This is a genomic window from Bythopirellula goksoeyrii (genome assembly GCF_008065115.1).
In the GTDB taxonomy this organism is placed as follows: domain Bacteria; phylum Planctomycetota; class Planctomycetia; order Pirellulales; family Lacipirellulaceae; genus Bythopirellula; species Bythopirellula goksoeyrii.
On sequence record NZ_CP042913.1, the window covers coordinates 5,790,430 to 5,807,354 of the forward strand.

Genomic DNA, 16,925 nt, shown 5'->3' on the forward strand with positions numbered 1-16,925 from the left:
AAGATGGCCTACCAACCGCAATTCACGATTACTTCGCCGCTACTCTCGCTGATCGAAGAGATCGCAGTTCTGCGCGAACGCGTTCAATCTGCGACAGTTGAACTGGCGTGGATCCCCGCATTGCAGAAGGATAGCCGCTCGCGAAATGTGCATGCTTCAACGGCCATCGAAGGGAATCCACTCACGCTCGAACAAGTACGTGCCTTGGAGGAAGGTCGCGAGCTGGAGGCTTCCGATCCTCGATCTGAGCGCGAGGTCCTCAATTATTTTGCCGGCCTCCGCTACGTGGAAAAACATGTGAGTAAAAAGACGCTCAAGCACGAGGATATTTTTGCCCTGCACCGTATTCTGGCAAAAGGGGTGATGGATCAGGGCGAGACGGGCTGCTACCGCAGTATCAGTGTGCAAGTCGGTGATTTTGTTCCCCCCGCATCAGGTGAAGTTTCGGGCTTGATGTTTGAACTTCTCGAATGGTGGAACAATGATTCACAAGAGCTTTCTCCCGTTATGAGTTCAGCAATCCTGCATTATCGTTTTGAGAGTATCCACCCCTTTGCAGATGGCAACGGACGTACGGGGCGAGCCCTGGCCTTGTGGGAACTCTATCGACGCGGTTTCGATACCCACCACATCTTCTCCGTAGACGAATATTACTGGGAAGATAGACCTCGCTATTATGCCGCTTTAAAAGAAGTCCGAAGGGAAGGAGAAGACCTCACCAACTGGCTCATATATTGTGCTGAGGGCTTACGGCACACACTCGATCGAGTGTGGCTAAGAATTCAGGCTTTCCAGCCTAGATCCGTGGATAAACTTGTCTTGCGTCCCAAGCAGGAACGATTGCTACAACTCTTGCAAGATCACGGCAGCATGACTCCTGCAGAAATCTGGGCCGCGCTCGAAGTTTCGCGTCAAGGGGCGATGGACCTGCTTAATCCATTGCTCGACGCTGGATTGGTCGAGAAAATTGGCGGCAAGAAGACGGGGCGTTATACTTTGTGCAAACTTTGAACCTTCACACATAGCAGTCGATGCCAAGCTACGAATTCACATATAATGCCACCCCGGAGCTTGCTCGACAGGCTGCTCTTCGATACATCTGGCGATGTGCCGGATGGTGGTTGATTTTTCTCGTCATCGCCGTCTTATTCTGTCTTATCTCGCTGCTAAACGGAGACCACAGTTGGTACGTCATCTTATTACTGACAGCTGCATCAATCAAGATTTGGGTATGGATCAGGAGTTATCTCAAGGCGGGCTCAACAGTCCAGGCTGTCGCAAATCCTAAAGTAACAGTATTTGTAGATGACGAGCATCTCGAGATGAAATACGCAGAGACTGACACCAAGGTAAACTGGAAGGCTCCCATAGAAATCTGGCGGTTCAAGGAGATTTGGCTGATTACCCACCTCGACACAAAGACCAGCACTTACATTCCCACCAATGTACTTCCGGACGATGTGCAACGGTTTATCGAAGCAAAAGTTGTTGAGAATGGTGGCAATATCTCCTAAGTATCAATAGTATTTTCACAGGCTAATTCGTGGTACCGCTTCAGCAAGAATTGTGAAATTATCATTCCTCACGCTACGAATTACACAACTATTAGCATGCTCGCTCGTGCTCCAGACGACGATTGTCGTTCTGCTCACGATCCGCGATTACTTTCCACCCAACTTTCACTCCGATTTCTTGAATGGACGATCCAGGTACTTCTTCGGTGCTTATCAGTGGGCGTTCTATGCTCATATACTCTCAGGCCCGTTTACGCTATTCGCTGGGCTAGTCCTACTTAGCGATTCCGTGCGACGACGATTCCCTGCATGGCATCGTCGACTGGGACGCGTCCAGGTGTTATGCGTGCTCTTACTGGTAACGCCTAGCGGATTGTGGATGGCTAGGTTCGCCGCCACGGGCGCAGTTGCCGGAGTCGGTTTTGCAATGTTGGCGATCGCGACGGCACTCTGTGCTGCAATGGGCTGGCGTAGAGCAGTACAAAGACGCTTCGACGAGCATCGCCAGTGGATGCTAAGGTGCTACGTACTCCTTTGTTCGGCTGTCGTGTTGAGGAAAATTGGCGGACTCTCAGAAATACTGGAGGTCGAAGGAACTTATCCAATTGCTGCCTGGATTAGCTGGTTGTTGCCTCTGATTGTACTTGAGTGTCTATGGCTCAGGAATCGTTTCTCCACCGTCAATCGTTAGCAGGGCCCGGAGGACTTCCTGGTCGACTTCCTGTTGGATCGAGCTAACGCGACCGTCGAGGAATGCAACGTTTATGGTCCCAGGGTGATTCGTAAGAGAATCCCGGACGAAAACTTTTTCTACGATCTCATCTACACTGGTGTCATTGGGCGACATCCAAGGGACTGCCAAATCAGAATTTACCTCAATCAGCATGATAGATTTCTCTGGGCCATCGGTAGCCTCTGACAATTCTCGAGGAGTAGAATCAGAAAACGCACAAAAGGAACCAACGACAGCAAGGTAATTAGTCAGTCCATCTGCTTCATCGGAACTGGGGCATTGATATACTTCCACGACCGTCTCCCTCGCTTTCGCGTTCGCTGGAGCATCCCATGGTTTGGTGAGATCAATACTCTCGTAGAGCTTTGATTGTTCCATATATGGTAGGATTAGCGTTCGCCAACTATGAAGGCGATTGCCATCTTCGTCCACAGTATATTCAGGAGGTAGAGTACCATTTTCAGACTCGTAATTGAGTATGGCAAGTGAGATCTGCTTCAGATTGTTCATGCAGGAATTGCGCCGAGCCGCTGGCCTTGCTGTTCGGACAGCCGGCAGAAGTAAAGCAACAAGGAGTACAATGATCGCGATTACTCCCAGAACCTCTAATAATGTGATCGCAATTCGAGATCGTTGCATGGTTTTCTCCAGAGGGGTCTTAGGAACGAGCTGTACAATCCTACCTGTGTAGGCAGGTCGAGCCTACTCCTAGCTGAGACGGAAATGCCGGAACTGCGCACGGCTTGTTCCGGCCTACGCGTTACTCAATCACCCCACCCCATCCAGATTCCGAGTCGCCCGGTACAACCCTACGGCCAGCAGCACCACCAACACGGCGATGATCGCCGTTAGCAAGGGGCCGTTGTTCAAGAGTCGCTTGACAAGTGGCTCACCCGGGGCGGGTGCTACCTCGGATTCAACTTCCGCACCAAGCGAGGCCGTGATAGGTGTGAATCCTTCGCGAAGCGAAGCGTTGAGCGCTGCCGTGTCGAAGTTGGGGGCATCCAGGGTCTCGCTGCCGTAGGCAAGGCGGTATTCCCTCTTCGACTCTGCGAGAAACACGGCTTCGTATGTATTGCCCCGTGCGGTGACATTCTTAACTTCCAGCGGTGGGCTATCGCGGTTTTCAATCACCAGCCGATATTCCTTTTCGCGATGCTCTGGAAAACCGATTGAGAGCGACTCACGTTTCAGGCTGCGGAAATCGAAGTGGGTGAGATTGGCCGAGCCGATTGGATGCCACGTCTCTTTCCCACCAGACTCTTGCTTCACTTCAACTCGGGCAGCCCGACTAAAATTGCGATTCGGGGTTTCTATATTCAACCGTGTGAGCGGCTCTCGGTGTGATTTCAGGTAGACGTGTGTTTGATGAGTCTCGGTGTCCTGCTCGGTTCGATCAATTGTGAGCGCGTAGTCCACTTTCTTGTCTCGCACCGTGTCGAGCTGCATTTCGTCGTGCCAGAACTCGATGCGGTCGATGCGAAATGGCTGGCGCTTGATCGTCTGCCGCTCGGTGCGACTGGTCTCTTCGTCGTCCTGCAAGTTGCGAGTCAGTTCTAAGAGTTGCGACTGTTGCTCTTGGGTAACATCCGCAATGGTAATGCGATACCAGGACTGCTTGTTTTCTTTATTTGAGGGCAACTCGAGTGAGAGGTTCTTCACATCCATGAACTGGGAATAGTCAAAAACCAGACCGTCCTCGACAAGCAGATTCCAGCTCTCACCATACGCAGATGATTCGATTCGCACTTGATGCTCAAAGTTACGCAGGGGTGTGATGAGACGAATTCCCTGAGGTTGCTCGGGATGCTTCTCAAGGTCAACACGGACGGTAATCTCCAGGCCGCCATCTTCAAGCGGATTTAGCGAAATGTCTTTGGCAGTCCAAAACTGCTTGACATTGCGACCTACTTTGGTTGATTGCTTTCGAATCACAAAAGCCACTTCATCGTCGGTGACAGCAAGAATTCGCAAATCGGGATAGCTCCGTCGGGTGGAGTCGTAGATGGCACTATCGAATGGCACCGCGACTAGCTCTTCACTTTCTTGAGGCGCAATCTCCACTGGTTTAGCAAAATGCAGTTGGTTCTGCGCCAAGGTCGAAGTGGCTGTCAGCAAGCCAAGGCAACTGGTCAATACAAATCGTTTCATGCTTCCTCCTCTCCGGCATCACCTTCCTTAGTGTCGGCAATCGCGAAATCCTCACGATACTTGAGATACACAAACGAACCCGCCATTAACAACACACCCAGCACTCCAAATGCTACGATTCGCCAGAATTGGTCGAGCCTTGCCAGATCGACGAAGAAGACTTTCAGCGACACGATAGTAAAAAGCAAGAGCCCTAGATAACGTAGGGCAACAATATTCTTGCCGATGCCACGCAAGATCAGCGCCAATGCAAACACGGCCCAGAGGATTGACACACCGCCGGCCCGTAGTCCTTCGTAATGGTGGTAAAGATAACTATTCACTTCAAGGGTGAGATAGACAAACAGCATCGCCAGACTGGCGAAACCAAGCACGCTACGAATCTGATCGCCAGTTCCGCGTTTCGCCATCAGTGCGTAGGCACCGCCAAGGAAGCCAATAATTGCTCCAAAGTCGATCAGCCGCATCAGGGCATCGCGGAAGGAATACGGTTGCATGTAGAGCATCCGCTCGTTCACCCCCCATGAGGGAAGATCGAACAAGACAAGTTTTGATACGAGTCCCACCACGGCCAGGCCCAATAGTGCGAGCAAGACAACATGCTCTCGGCGTGAGTATTCATAAAGCAAGAAGCCGCACAACCCGATCCAGAGAATGGTAAGAATCGGCAGCCGCGCGGGGGTGTAGAAATGTCCCATCGTGCGGTTGAGTTCTAAGTGCAAGTACAGAAATGCCATCGAGAACGCAGCAAATACCAGCATGCGAAGAGTGGTCGATCCACCAAGCCAAGGCTCCACGTCGTTCTCGGAAGTGACAACCGTCGCATTGGACGGAGGGGGCTCTTTCTCCAGAATGCGGTAAGCCAGACCAAACGAAGCGATCGGAATTCCAAAGGCGATCACTCGCTCAACGAGAGCGCGCAGGTAGTCGGAGAGCGGAAGATCGGCTGTCGAAGCGACTCCGCCACTGAATTGACGACCGAGATCGTAGAAACAGAACCGAGCTAGTACTACGGCAAACAGAATCAATGCAACCTGGCGGACAAAGTTACTGCTGAGTTTTTGCGCTACCCACATCAGTACAACCGCCTGTATTGCCCAACTGGCAGTAATCCACTCGCGCGACAGCACCAGTGGCATTGTGATCGCCAGGAAGAACGTCGCCAGTCCAATCATCGTGACCAGCAACTCGCGATCAACCAACTTGCGGCGGAGAAAGTAGTAGATGTGGATCGTGTAGAACGCAGTCAGGCCGAGCGACAAAGCGGCGATCCACTTACGACCGTAGACTTCGTCGATCAGTCGATATCCTACCGCAAAGAACACGCCCGCATTGACAAACATGGCAATCAAATCGAGCAGATTCGACTTGGTATGCCGCACGATTTTGTACATCACGGTCATTGCCGAAAACAACACAAAGAAAGCGATCATGAAGGGAAACACTTCCCAGAAATGGGTTGCGTCGTATTTCTGCATCGCGGCAAAGAACAAGGCGTACGTGGCGAAGAAGCTGAGATAATTCACCAGCGGCCAGTTCTTCCAGTAACAGATGCCCAGCACGCCGATTCCCAGCACGAGCATGTAGCCGAACAGGCCAGGGAAGTTCACTACACCTGTCGAGAGCATCACCGGCGTGAGATAGCCGCCGATGATACCCAGCACGGCCACGAGCATCGAATCAAAGCGGACCGCGATTCCGCCGGCGAGTACGGTCACTAACCCCATAAGTACAAACGCGGGCGTGGCGGATATCAAGTGAAACAGATTCGAAGCGGCGAACACGCTGAAATAAAGCGTCGCCAAACCGGCTCCCAAGAGGCCTTGCCCTAGCACATGGTATTTCTTTCCCAGGATGCGAGTACCAGCAATCAATAGTACCAAGCCCGTGATCACCGAAAGGGCCACCCGGGCTTGCGGACCGAGCAGTCCTCGATCGATGGAGTATTTTAGAAAGAATCCAATTCCCATCACTAACACCAGCACACCGATTCGTAGCAGCCACTGGCTGGCGACGGCGTACTCCATCGACACCCCTGCCGGGACATGCTCTTCGCCGACGATGATCCAGTTCCAGATTTTCTGCAGCGTTTCCTTGGCGGCGATTTCAAACTTGCTCGGCTCTCTGGGCTCAACCGGTTCGCGCACTGGTTGGGGAACTCGCATTTTGGGTGGAGGTTCCTTAAAGAACGCTGCCGGCTGCATGGCTTTCTCTTCCTCGATAATCGACATCACCGGTTCGAGCGGCTCGCTCGGCGCCGGCACCTCCGATTCAACGGGCTTTGGCTCGGCTGGCGAGGGAGGCGTCTGAGCCGACTCCGATGTCGGCGGCGGCGCGACACCCTTGCGAAGTTCGGCGACCTGACTGCCGATCTTGTTCAAATCGATCCGCAACGAGCGAAAGCGGTCGGCCTGATCTCGCTCGATCCGCTTGACGATCACATACGTTGCAATCGGCGCGAGAAACACCACGGCCAGCGCCGCAAGGGCAAGCAGCATGAAGAAGAGTTCTTCCATAGCTAAATCTCTCGCGAGACTCCAACGAGTGAAGAGCACAAATCGAGAAGAGCGTTCATCCCTCGATTATCACCTGCCGGGGGAGAAACTCCAAGCGAGAAAATGGTGCGAACCTACAACTGCAATACCTTGTCCCCCTTGCACGTACGTCTAATACTCCTATCAGAGCTGGATTCCAGCAAGAGGTGACCCATGTGCCACGCATCGAACGAAAAACGATTCAGCGACGAACTCTCCTTTCGAGCCAAATTCTCGCGAACCAATGAGCAAGCGTCGCCGCGGCTACCCATCTGAAACGCGGGTCCAGGCTGGCGTGCGCGTCGTCCACGGCGAAAAACTCCTCGAAGAAAAACTCGGCCGCAACGACCTCTGTCCTTGCAATAGCGGCTTGCGCCTCAAACGCTGCTGTCTGAAATCAGGGCGCTTTTGACGGCGTGAATCGCGACGAGTACTTTTAAGGAGAAATGAGATCGAGCCGTTTCCCCCGCGTCGTTTGACGCGAGGGGACGGCTGAATTCTTTCGATTACACTTTAATCAGTTAGACTATATCTACCATCATATCTGGGAAAGCTTTCGTCAAATGAGCGTTCCAATAAAAGCAGTTCAATAAAAACGCTTCCAGACAGTCGCGAACCTCATCGGGATCCGTAGATATGAATCAAGCGTTAACGAGGTGACCGACAGCACACCTAGGAGAGTACTTGCACTGCGAACTAAGCCCTTGTTAATGCTCCAATGAATTCGCAAATTGTAGGTTTTGAAACGCAATTTCGACATGAAACCGCTTGCAGCTGCAAGTTCGCGCTGTTAGGCTCACCTTAAGGGGCGGAAATAGAGCTCTCAACTAAACTTTTCCCGTAGCTTGACCGTCTGTTCTAATTCTTATTTCACCGTTTCTTTATTGAAGGAGTGTCTCATGAGATGGCAACTAACTCTGCTGTGCGTATTAGCCACGGCAACCCCTGCGTCCGCGCTCACGATGTCGTTTGACTTCGGCAACAACGCCCGGCTAACAAACCTGCCCGGCTGGAACGACGTTTTCCACGCCAGCGGCTCTCCGACGGATACGCTTTTTGTCGTGAACGATAGTAACGGCAATCCTGTTCCTGGCGTTACTTTAGTAGAGACTGATCCGTTCTATATCGTAGGTCAACCTTCGCAAGGTGGCTCTGAGAGCCCCTCGGGCGCAGCGGCTGGTTTTCCCGTCGACGCGACGGACGACTATTACTTCGGTCACACCGGTGCCTTCGGCGGGGGCGACGACAACCCGACCGGTGGCTTCAAGCTCACCGGGCTGAATCAGAGCCTCGCCTATGACTTCACCTTCTTTTCCTCGCGCACCGGCGTGAATGACAACCGCGAGACCGCCTTTAGCGTTACAGGAGCCAATAATGGCAGCGGCGTAACCGCGACTTCGAACAACAATTCGGAAGTTCTTCCGATCAATGGCATCATGCCCGACACCAACGGTGAAATCTCAATCGTAGTGTCGGCTGGAGCAAATAACGACAACGGCAATGGCTTCTACTACATCAACTTGATGCAAGTCTCTGCCATCCCGGAACCAGCGACTGGCCTGCTGCTCGCCCTGGCAGGTGGTTTCGCGGCGTTCGGTCGTCGCCATCGCTAGAAAGACTTCTCGCACCCCAGCTCACCTGGGGTGCGAGCGTTTTCACTTCAAGTGTCTCCACGCCTGTTGCAGTTCGATCTGGAAAGGGAGCGGTTCAATGAATCTTAACATATGTCGGGGTGCGCTCGTCGTGCTCGTCCTCATGGCGGGGTCGGCAAAAGCTCAGCCACTCAACATCATTTTTTACGGCAACAGTTTTACCTTTGGGGCTGGCAGCTCTCGGTCGGTGGACGCTATCGTCCGCGACCTTGCCACCATCGCTGGGCACGATCGTCCCTTCACGATCAGTGCGGCGGTCTCCGGACAAGATTTAGAGTGGCATGTAGGGAACAACACGAACCGGATCACCACATCGATAGCTCCGGGGAATAACTGGGACTTCATCGTCATGCAGGAGCACTCGACGAAGCTCACGAGGGCGTACGATGGTCAGCCATTGTTCCCGGCGAGCATCGAAGAGTCGAAAACGACTGCAGTGCAGCTCCACAATATCGCCAAACAGCACAGCCCCGATGTTCGGCCTGTCCTTTATGAGACGTGGGCTCGCGGCACTGGCCACGCATTTTTCACCGGCGCCACCCCCCTCTTTACCGGTCCTGACGAGATGCAGGAGGAAATCCGCGCCGGGTACGACATGCTGCACGAGGCGCTCGACGACGCGGCCGGCGATGATGTTACTCTACTGGCCCCGGTCGGAGATGCCTGGCAAGAAACCAACTTCGACAATCTGCACTCGGGCGATTTGTGGCATGCTCAAAATCGAGGAACCTTGCTCGCTGCACTTGTGATCTACGGCACGATTTACGGCGACTACAATACTAGCGACCTCGATCTGACGGATCGCAATTTGCTGGAATCGCTAAATCTGACCGTTGCCGACGGTACCTTCCTCACCGCCGCCGCCGATGCTACGCTCCGTGCCGAAAATGTTCCGGAGCCTTGCGCCGCAACCGTCACGATAGGAATTATGCTCCTTAGCGCCTCCTCTTGTCGAGCGAATATTCTACGGCACCGATGAGCACCTTATCGCTTGTAGGTTGCTTTTAGCAATAATGCCCCATTAAAGCATGTCTTGCTGGGGCATTTTCTGCTGGCTCTGGCAAGCCATGGACGTTGAGGTTTGCATCATCGACGAACACCTGTTGGCTTGCCGGACCACCGAAACTTGGAAAGGTTTAAAGGACGTGAGCAGCATTGCCCAATTGGGAACGTTCCGGCTCGCTGCGCTTGCCTAAAGAATCGTATCCAACTCATCCACGAGCGATTCGAAACGCTTCAGAGCAGTATTAACCGGAGCGGGCTTTTCCATATCGACGCCGGCGTCGCGCAAGAGGTCGAGGGGGAACTTGGAGCGGCCCCCTTTGAGGAAGGATAGGTAGTCATCCAGTTCCTGGGAGCCTCCTTTGAGGACCCGTTCGCTCAGGGCGATGGCGGCTGAGAGACCGGTTGCGTATTTGTAGACATAGAACGCTCGGTAGAAGTGTGGGATCCGTAGACATTCGAGTTGCAGTTGGGGGTCGATTACAAAGTCGGGACCGAAGTACACCTCCAGCAATTTGGTGTACTCGCTCTTGAGGCAATCGATCGTGAGCGGTTCGCCACTTTCGGCCAAGGCGTGGATGATCTTCTCGAACTCGGCGAACATTGTCTGGCGAATGATCGTGCCGCGGATGGCGTCGATGTCGCGATTGATGAGGTAGGCTCGTTCTTCGGTGCTGCCAGCTTGGTCCATCAGGTGGCGACTCAGGAGTTGCTCGTTGAATGTGCTGGCCACCTCAGCGACGAATATTGTGTAGTCGTAATATTGAAACGGCTGATGCTTGGAAGAGTAGTAGCTGTGCATCGAATGCCCTGCCTCATGCGTCAGTGTGAACACATGGTCCAGCACAGCGGGTTGGTAGTTCATCATGATGTAGGGCGAACCGTCGAAGGTGCCGCAACTGAATGCCCCGCTCTGTTTGCCGCGATTTGGGTAGCGATCGCACCAGCGATCGGTTGTCAATCCACGATCAAGGGTGCAGACATAATCGCTGCCCAAAGGTTCAAGTGAATCAACCACTGTCTTGACAGCTTGCTTCCAGGTACGCTTCTGGTCGAGATCGCTAAGAATTGGCACATAGGTGTCGTAGTGATGAATATCCTTGAGCTTCATCTTGCGACGGCGGAGATCGTAATAGCGATACAGAGCAGGCAGCTTGCTTCGAACTGCAGCGATGAGATTGTCGTAAACGCTCATTGGGACTTTGTCATGAAACAAGGCCGACTCGATGGCACTCTTGTATCCACGGGCCTTGGCGTAATAGACATCGCGTTCGACGGAGCCACTCAAGGTAGCAGCCAAGACGTTCTCGTGGTTAGCAAACACCTCGTAGAATTGGTGAAACGCCGTCGAGCGAACGGTGCGCTTCGGCGAGTGTAGGAGTGCCGAAAACGAAGATTGCGACAACTCGATCGTCTCTCCTTTATCGTTTTCGATCATGCCGAACTTGAAGTCGGCATCGGTCAATTGACGGAAGGCGTGATTGGCCGTGTCTGACATCTGGCTCTGCATGGCCAGAAGTTTCTCCTCGGAGTTGGAGAGTGTGTGAGGTCGGTAACGGACGATTTTCTCAAGCAGCAACCGATAGGGCGCGAGCGATTTTTCCTGGAGGAACTTGGATAGTTTCTTGGCAGGAATCGCCATGATCTCCGGGCGAATAAAGCTGGCCGCCTGTCCGGCTTCGCTCGCAGCATGTTGGTAGCGACCGATCATCCGTTGATAATCGCTGTTGGCCGTGTCCTCTGTGGTTTTAAGAAAAGCATAGCTGCCGATCCGCTCAGCTCGACGATCGAACTTGTTGTCGAAGTCCAAACACTTGGCAAGTTGATCGGCACTTTTGCCCAGAGTCCCTTCAAAAGCGGCATAGCGTTTGATCTGCTTTTCCCAGGCAAGAAAGTCCTTTTCCCAGGCTGAGTCGTTTGGGTAGAGCGATGTGAGGTCCCAAGTGTCAGCAGACTTGACTCTGCTGCGCGGCGGGAGGGTGGAAGTCTTGGGTTTTTTCTTAGTTGTAGGCATATTCTACTCCATTTTTGAAAACGCAGAGTTCGCGGAGGCGCAGAGGGAAGAAAGATCAAGTAGCTTCTTCGCTAAGTTTGTTGACGACTCGACTCACGCCATCAACCAATTTGGGGACATTGAAATTGATGATGATTCCAAGGTGTACATCCATCAGGCGAAGATACGTTAGCAGTTTTTGTTTGTCGATCGGATGAATTTCTGATTTTGATTTGTTGTCCACTATCACTTTCCCCTCAACGATCACGTCAAGCCGCAATGGTGATTCGAGTAAGACAGCCTTGTACTTTATTGGTACCTGAATTTGTCGCCTGAATCGGAGACCCGCTCGAGCAAGTTCGAAACATATAGCCTCTTCATAGACAGATTCCAACAAACCAGGTCCTAGTTGACGATGGACCTCGATAGCGCAACCAATTATCTTGCTCGAAATATCGTTCTCATGCACCTCTTCTTCCTCTCTGCTTTAAGAACTCTGCGCCTCAGCGATCTCTGCGTTAAAAACACCTTGAATTACCAGCGCAGGGCCATGGTGCCCCAGGTGAGGCCGCCGCCGAAGCCGCACATGAGGAGATTCTGGCCGCGATGGATGCTGCCCGCGCGGTAGGTCTCATCGAGAGCGATGGGAATGCTTCCCGCCGACGTATTGCCGTAGCGATCGAGATGCATGACGACTCGCTCTCGGTCAATTTCTAGGGCTTCGGCAGCCGCATCAAGGATGCGAACATTGGCTTGGTGAAAGAGCCACCAATCAATATCGCTCAGTTGGAGTCCTGCCGCATCGACGATCTGCCGCGAGCTTTCGTCGACCAGTCGCACGGCCCACTTGAAGATAGGGCGACCATCCATTGTGACAAACCAATCCCGGTCACTGATGTGCGCCGGGTCGAAAGGCTTGGTAGCGCCTCCTGAATTACGACACAAGAGATCGGCGCCCGATCCATCCGAACCCAGCGTGTAGCAGAGTGCCCCCTGTTCTGGAGAACCGGGCCCCAATAACACCGCACCGGCACCGTCGCCAAAGAGCGGGTAGGTTTTCTTATCTGTCGGATCAAGCACGCGCGAGTTGGCATCGGCTCCAATCACAAGCACCCGCTGGCACGAACCCGTAGCGATGAATTGCATCCCTGTCGCTAATGCATAAACAAAGCCCGTGCAGGCCGCTGCCAGATCCATCGCCCCGCAATTCAAACCTAAAGCGTCTTGCACCATCGGCGCAGTTGCCGGAAACAAGCGATCAGGAGTAAAGGTCGCCAACAGCAGAAGATCAACATCGGCTGCATTCAAGTTGGCCGATTCGAGACATCTTTTGGCGGCCTCGGTGGCCATGTGACTGGTAGACATCCCTTTTGGCACATGCCGCCGTTCGCGGATACCAGTCCGCTGGATAATCCACTCGGCATCGCAACCCAACGAGATCAAGTCTTCGTTGGTGACAACATTATCAGGAACAAAACTCCCGGTCCCCACGATCTGCACTCCCATGAGTTTGCTCAGGGGTGTTTTTCGGAGCCGGGCAACGGGTTCGCTCATCAAGGCAGCCTTATAGGGATCGGCCGACGGATTCAACCCGGGGCCGCTCAATGTCTATTCGGGGAAAGATGAATCTTAGCAGATTCGCATCTTTCCCACAGCGCCTCCATCCTACTAGTAAAATCAGCCGGGGAGGTCACAGAGAATCAGGCAACAGATGGAGCGGTTGCCCAGATTGCCTACGGAAAACCGAAAAGTGCCTCCGATCAAGGGTGAAAACTGCACTGATTCCTTCACGATTTGCTAAGTGCAAGAGTGCGGCATCAGCTAAATCAAGCTGCTGATCCCGATAGGTTTGAAAGATATCACGCACCTCCTTTAGATCACCATCACGAAGCGAAAGGAGCAACAGGTCTCCATCAATAATTGATTGCAGAAGGTCGTCTCTTTGAGCAGGATGATGACGCAACATGTAAGCCGCTTCTGTCACAACAGGCCAACATGTATATGTCTTTCCAACCGGAAGCTTTCCCAGCTGATCGATACACGCACTGTGATGTAAATCATCCGAGCTATAGATTGAAATCAACGGACCTGTATCGATGAGCACGGGTTCATTGAGCATCGGAATTCTTTCCGAAACCGTCTAGATAATCAGGATTTGTACTCCAATCGGCAGGCTCACCTGAAATAGAACCAATTAGACCACGTCTCTGCAATGCCTCAAGAATCGACTGCGTTTTGGCATTACCATTCGAATGGACAACTTGGCGATGCTCCAATTCACTGATCAGCTCACCACGCTGTTCATCGGTAAGTTGATCGAAACGTTTGATGATTTCATCGATAGGATCATGTGACATAGTAGAAGCTCCTGATTTCTCAATTCTAACCTCTCCGAGTTGCTCTATCCAGGCCGATAGGACACTAGATGCCCCTTGCTTCAAGCTTCAGGCCGCACGTCGAGCGTGGCGGTAAAGAATAGCGTTCCCCTCTTTGCCAACCATGCGGATGCCGCCGGTTTCGCGCAGGCAGTAAGCGATCCGCTGGGCGTCAGCTCGGGAGATCTGCATCTCCTTAGCTAAGTGCCCCGTATGAAAAGTCGTTGGCAAGCTTCTGGGCAACATGCGGCGGAGGTCAGCAAGTGAGCGAAATTTTCTTGTTTCGACGATTCCAACGAGCAGCTGATCGGCGATCTGAAAGTCCTTCTCACGTCGGCGACGCCGACGACCATGGCCGGGGTAGCGGTACTCCTCGATTTCGACCAAGGCGACTTCTAACGTGAGTCGCTTGTGAGGAAACACGCGTGTGAAATAGACCAACTCTTCGAAAAGATCCAAGAGTTTGCCGCGTTTGGGACTAAGACGGCGACTCACCTCGGGGCCGTTCTTCTTTGCCAGACTTACGAGCTTTTTGGTAGCGATGATCGGTTTCACAACCGTCACCCGATGCTCGACCAAGAGCGCTGCGATCTTGTCTCGAATTGCGGCCAACGAACCATGCTGGATTTCAATCAACCGGCCCCGACAAATCGCATCGATTCGATACCCCGCGCAAGCTACCTCCTGCAGGCTGGTATCCCCCGCATAGTATTCCTTCAATTGGCGATGAAGAGATGTTTCCATGGAATGAATCGGGAATGCGGAGTGCGGAGTGAAATCTCATTCTGCAATCCGAATTCCCATTTCCGCAGTCAGTTGATTCCAAAGTCTTTAACAGTAAACAACGTCGTCAGTTCGTAGCCACGCTCGGCGAACGCTTCGCGGCCTCCTTCTAAGCGGTCGATGATGGCGAGCACCCGTTCGACCTTCAGACCGACTGCTTCACAATGTTCGATAGCCTTCAGTGACGAGCCACCCGTGGTGACAACATCCTCGACGATTACGAGTTGTTCGCCTGACTCATAGGGTCCTTCGACGTGCTTGCCGAGGCCATGGCCTTTGGGTTCCTTGCGGACCATCACGCCGCGCAACGGGATATCTCGAGTACCGGCCAGGGTAAGAATCGCAGCCGTGATAGGATCGGCGCCAATGGCCATGCCTCCCACGAGCTGCGGCAGATCTGCTTGAAGCAGTTCGAGCATCCCCGCACCAATGAGCTTGACCCCTTGCGAATCGAGTGTCACTTGTCGGCAGTCGAGATAGTAGGTAGCTTTTTTTCCCGAGGCGAGCGTAAAGTCGCCAAACTTGAGGGCTTGCTGGCGAATAAGATCGTGGAGTGCTTGGCGGTCGTACATGGGCTTGTCCAGAAGGGAGTACTACAGGCGACAAACCGCATAGTAACCCGAAGCTCGGGCGAGGAAAATGCCTGAAGTGGTTCCCTCGCTTCCGCTTCAGGCTATTGCAAAAAATCTAGTGCTTCCTAACGACGGATAATCACTTGCGAGCCGAGTGAGAGAATGTCGTACACATCATGGACATCGGCATTCTTGAGCTGAATGACGCGACCAGCGGTATCCGCAGAACCAGCTGCCGGAGTGGTTCCACGGAGGATAGCCACCTGATTGACACCGGGCTCCGAGCTCTTGAGCAAAATACTCTTATCTTCCGTCGCAGTGCTGCTCGCCGCGCCGGTGATACCGACATCGCCCGGTGTGAGCAACTTTTGATCTACCACCCAGTAACCGGCTTCAACAGAAGTCGACGGGGCGAAATCCAGCGGGAACTTTCCCGCGTAACGGCGATCCAACATCAAGACCAGCGTTTGGCTGCTTAGATCGATCTTTGCCGTGAAGGGACCGCGGATTACCTTTAGTTGCTGTCCGGGTTGCAATTTCTCTGGATCGGCGATGCCGTTGATTTTCGCCAACAGTTGCCAAGGGACATTGAACTTTTGGGCGATGTCTTCCAGCTGCTCACCTGCCTGTACGAGATAGGGAGACTCGAGACGATGTTCGGTCGAGTAGATCACACTCCCGGCAAGTTGGCTCAGAAGTTCCTGTACCTCAGCCGCTTCACTCTCCGAAAGGGAGGGGTCGCCATACCAATCCGAAAGCAGCAACAATGCCTGCGAGAGTTCGCCCCGGTCGAGGGCCGCTTGAACGTTCAACCGCGCAGTCGAAAAAAGAGACGCTTGATTTTCTGCTGCTGCTCCTGTCGCAGGAAATGATTCGGTGGGAGTAACGGGAGACTGTGTCGCAAAGTCTGGAGCAACCTTCGAATCGACGGTCTCTGCTGGTGCTGAACTTAGTTTCTCAGACGGTGCCTGCGCTGCGGATTGAGAGGCAGAAGCTTGTGTTTGAGAAGGTTGTGTATTCGTCTCGACCGTATCATAGCGATTCTCAGCAGATGGCAGTGCCGGAAGTGGCGGCAAGGGGGGCGTCGCGGTGGCGTTGGTGTCGGTCTCTGTCTGTGGCTCGGCTTGTGCGGATTTCACTTCTTGATTGGCGGCAGGCTCATCAAACTCTGGGAGAGCTGCATTCGGATCAAAGGCTGGCGGAGGTTCACTCTGAGTACTCGCGTTGAAAGGAGGAGCTGATTCGAAGCTGGGGGAAGCACCATAAGCTGGCGCAGTCGTAGTCGGTACAGGCGCAGCTGCAGACTGATCTACGATTTGCGGTTCGAATTGTGCCAAACCGCCGCCATCCATGCCACCTACTTCAACATCGTCAGAGAGATTCCACTCTAGGGCAGCCTCGGGGATAACAGGTTCGGTTTCATTGATCTTCATGTACAGAAAGAGACCAACGATGGCCAAAAAACCAACAGTAATAAGTGGGCGAAGCGAATTCACGGCTTGTTCTCCATAACAAGCGGTTGGGATGGCAAACGATCATCTGGATCACGGCTCGATGTAAGGAACTAGCTCTCACACTCGACAAGACCCAGAAGGCGCGAGAATGATAGGCAAACT

At 53.1% G+C, this 16,925-nt stretch carries 17 protein-coding genes; 6 read left to right on the forward strand and 11 right to left on the reverse strand.

Annotated elements, in window-relative coordinates:
- The first annotated feature begins 3 nt into the window (after positions 1 to 3).
- Genes Pr1d_RS22825 through Pr1d_RS22835 form a run of 3 tightly spaced genes read left to right on the forward strand, consistent with a single transcriptional unit; the run spans position 4 to position 2,205 of the window.
- The gene (locus Pr1d_RS22825; protein WP_148075694.1) at positions 4 to 1,011 is read left to right on the forward strand and encodes a Fic family protein; all 1,008 of its coding nucleotides are present in this window, start codon (positions 4 to 6) and stop codon (positions 1,009 to 1,011) included.
- Between the two features lie 20 nt (positions 1,012 to 1,031).
- Positions 1,032 to 1,514, forward strand: coding sequence for a YcxB family protein (locus tag Pr1d_RS22830; RefSeq protein ID WP_148075695.1), 483 nt, complete (start codon positions 1,032 to 1,034; stop codon positions 1,512 to 1,514).
- Positions 1,515 to 1,566: 52 nt separating this feature from the next.
- Positions 1,567 to 2,205: a DUF2306 domain-containing protein gene (locus Pr1d_RS22835; protein ID WP_238476569.1), complete on the forward strand. Its 639-nt coding sequence runs from the start codon at positions 1,567 to 1,569 to the stop codon at positions 2,203 to 2,205.
- Here Pr1d_RS22835 and Pr1d_RS22840 read toward each other — a convergent pair.
- The 3 genes from Pr1d_RS22840 to Pr1d_RS22850 form a co-directional block, all read right to left on the reverse strand.
- Entirely contained in the window at positions 2,167 to 2,886 is a 720-nt protein-coding gene (locus Pr1d_RS22840; protein WP_148075697.1) for a DUF1559 family PulG-like putative transporter, read from the reverse strand. The two genes, Pr1d_RS22835 and Pr1d_RS22840, sit on opposite strands and share 39 nt — an antisense overlap.
- Positions 2,887 to 3,015: 129 nt before the next feature.
- Positions 3,016 to 4,398 (reverse strand): DUF3999 family protein, encoded by a 1,383-nt coding sequence (locus Pr1d_RS22845; protein ID WP_148075698.1) that lies wholly within the window; start codon positions 4,396 to 4,398, stop codon positions 3,016 to 3,018.
- On the reverse strand, positions 4,395 to 6,914 hold the full coding sequence (locus Pr1d_RS22850) for a DUF2339 domain-containing protein (protein ID WP_148075699.1): 2,520 nt from the start codon (positions 6,912 to 6,914) through the stop codon (positions 4,395 to 4,397). Before Pr1d_RS22850 ends, Pr1d_RS22845 begins: the two co-directional genes overlap by 4 nt.
- 262 nt (positions 6,915 to 7,176) lie before the next feature.
- On the opposite strand from Pr1d_RS22850, the gene Pr1d_RS22855 reads away from it, so the two are divergent.
- The 3 genes from Pr1d_RS22855 (at position 7,177) to Pr1d_RS22865 (ending at position 9,563) form a co-directional block, all read left to right on the forward strand.
- The gene (locus tag Pr1d_RS22855) at positions 7,177 to 7,344 is read left to right on the forward strand and encodes an SEC-C metal-binding domain-containing protein (protein ID WP_210417808.1); all 168 of its coding nucleotides are present in this window, start codon (positions 7,177 to 7,179) and stop codon (positions 7,342 to 7,344) included.
- Between the two features lie 487 nt (positions 7,345 to 7,831).
- On the forward strand, positions 7,832 to 8,545 hold the full coding sequence (locus Pr1d_RS22860) for a PEP-CTERM sorting domain-containing protein (RefSeq protein ID WP_148075700.1): 714 nt from the start codon (positions 7,832 to 7,834) through the stop codon (positions 8,543 to 8,545).
- A 97-nt stretch (positions 8,546 to 8,642) separates the two neighbouring features.
- Positions 8,643 to 9,563 (forward strand): hypothetical protein, encoded by a 921-nt coding sequence (locus Pr1d_RS22865; protein ID WP_148075701.1) that lies wholly within the window; start codon positions 8,643 to 8,645, stop codon positions 9,561 to 9,563.
- 213 nt (positions 9,564 to 9,776) lie between these two features.
- Here the strand turns inward: Pr1d_RS22865 and pepF are convergent, their stop codons facing one another.
- From pepF to Pr1d_RS22905, 8 genes are all read right to left on the reverse strand, one after another.
- Entirely contained in the window at positions 9,777 to 11,600 is a 1,824-nt protein-coding gene (pepF, locus tag Pr1d_RS22870) for an oligoendopeptidase F (RefSeq protein ID WP_148075702.1), read from the reverse strand.
- A gap of 55 nt (positions 11,601 to 11,655) precedes the next feature.
- A complete protein-coding gene (locus Pr1d_RS22875; RefSeq protein WP_148075703.1) occupies positions 11,656 to 12,048 on the reverse strand; it encodes a GxxExxY protein in 393 nt (130 codons plus the stop codon).
- Positions 12,049 to 12,113: 65 nt separating this feature from the next.
- Positions 12,114 to 13,133 carry a beta-ketoacyl-ACP synthase III gene (locus Pr1d_RS22880; RefSeq protein WP_238476570.1) on the reverse strand — a complete coding sequence of 340 codons (1,020 nt, stop codon included), beginning with the start codon at positions 13,131 to 13,133 and terminating at the stop codon, positions 12,114 to 12,116.
- A 136-nt stretch (positions 13,134 to 13,269) separates the two neighbouring features.
- Complete coding sequence (locus Pr1d_RS22885) at positions 13,270 to 13,698, reverse strand: PIN domain-containing protein (RefSeq protein ID WP_148075704.1); 429 nt, start codon at positions 13,696 to 13,698, stop codon at positions 13,270 to 13,272.
- Positions 13,688 to 13,936: an anti-sigma-F factor Fin family protein gene (locus tag Pr1d_RS22890; protein WP_148075705.1), complete on the reverse strand. Its 249-nt coding sequence runs from the start codon at positions 13,934 to 13,936 to the stop codon at positions 13,688 to 13,690. Before Pr1d_RS22890 ends, Pr1d_RS22885 begins: the two co-directional genes overlap by 11 nt.
- Positions 13,937 to 14,023: 87 nt before the next feature.
- Complete coding sequence (locus Pr1d_RS22895; RefSeq protein WP_148075706.1) at positions 14,024 to 14,698, reverse strand: hypothetical protein; 675 nt, start codon at positions 14,696 to 14,698, stop codon at positions 14,024 to 14,026.
- A 68-nt stretch (positions 14,699 to 14,766) separates the two neighbouring features.
- Positions 14,767 to 15,309 carry an orotate phosphoribosyltransferase gene (gene pyrE / locus Pr1d_RS22900; RefSeq protein ID WP_148075707.1) on the reverse strand — a complete coding sequence of 181 codons (543 nt, stop codon included), beginning with the start codon at positions 15,307 to 15,309 and terminating at the stop codon, positions 14,767 to 14,769.
- 125 nt (positions 15,310 to 15,434) lie between these two features.
- The gene (locus Pr1d_RS22905) at positions 15,435 to 16,805 is read right to left on the reverse strand and encodes a LysM peptidoglycan-binding domain-containing protein (protein ID WP_148075708.1); all 1,371 of its coding nucleotides are present in this window, start codon (positions 16,803 to 16,805) and stop codon (positions 15,435 to 15,437) included.
- Between the last annotated feature and the right edge of the window lie 120 nt (positions 16,806 to 16,925).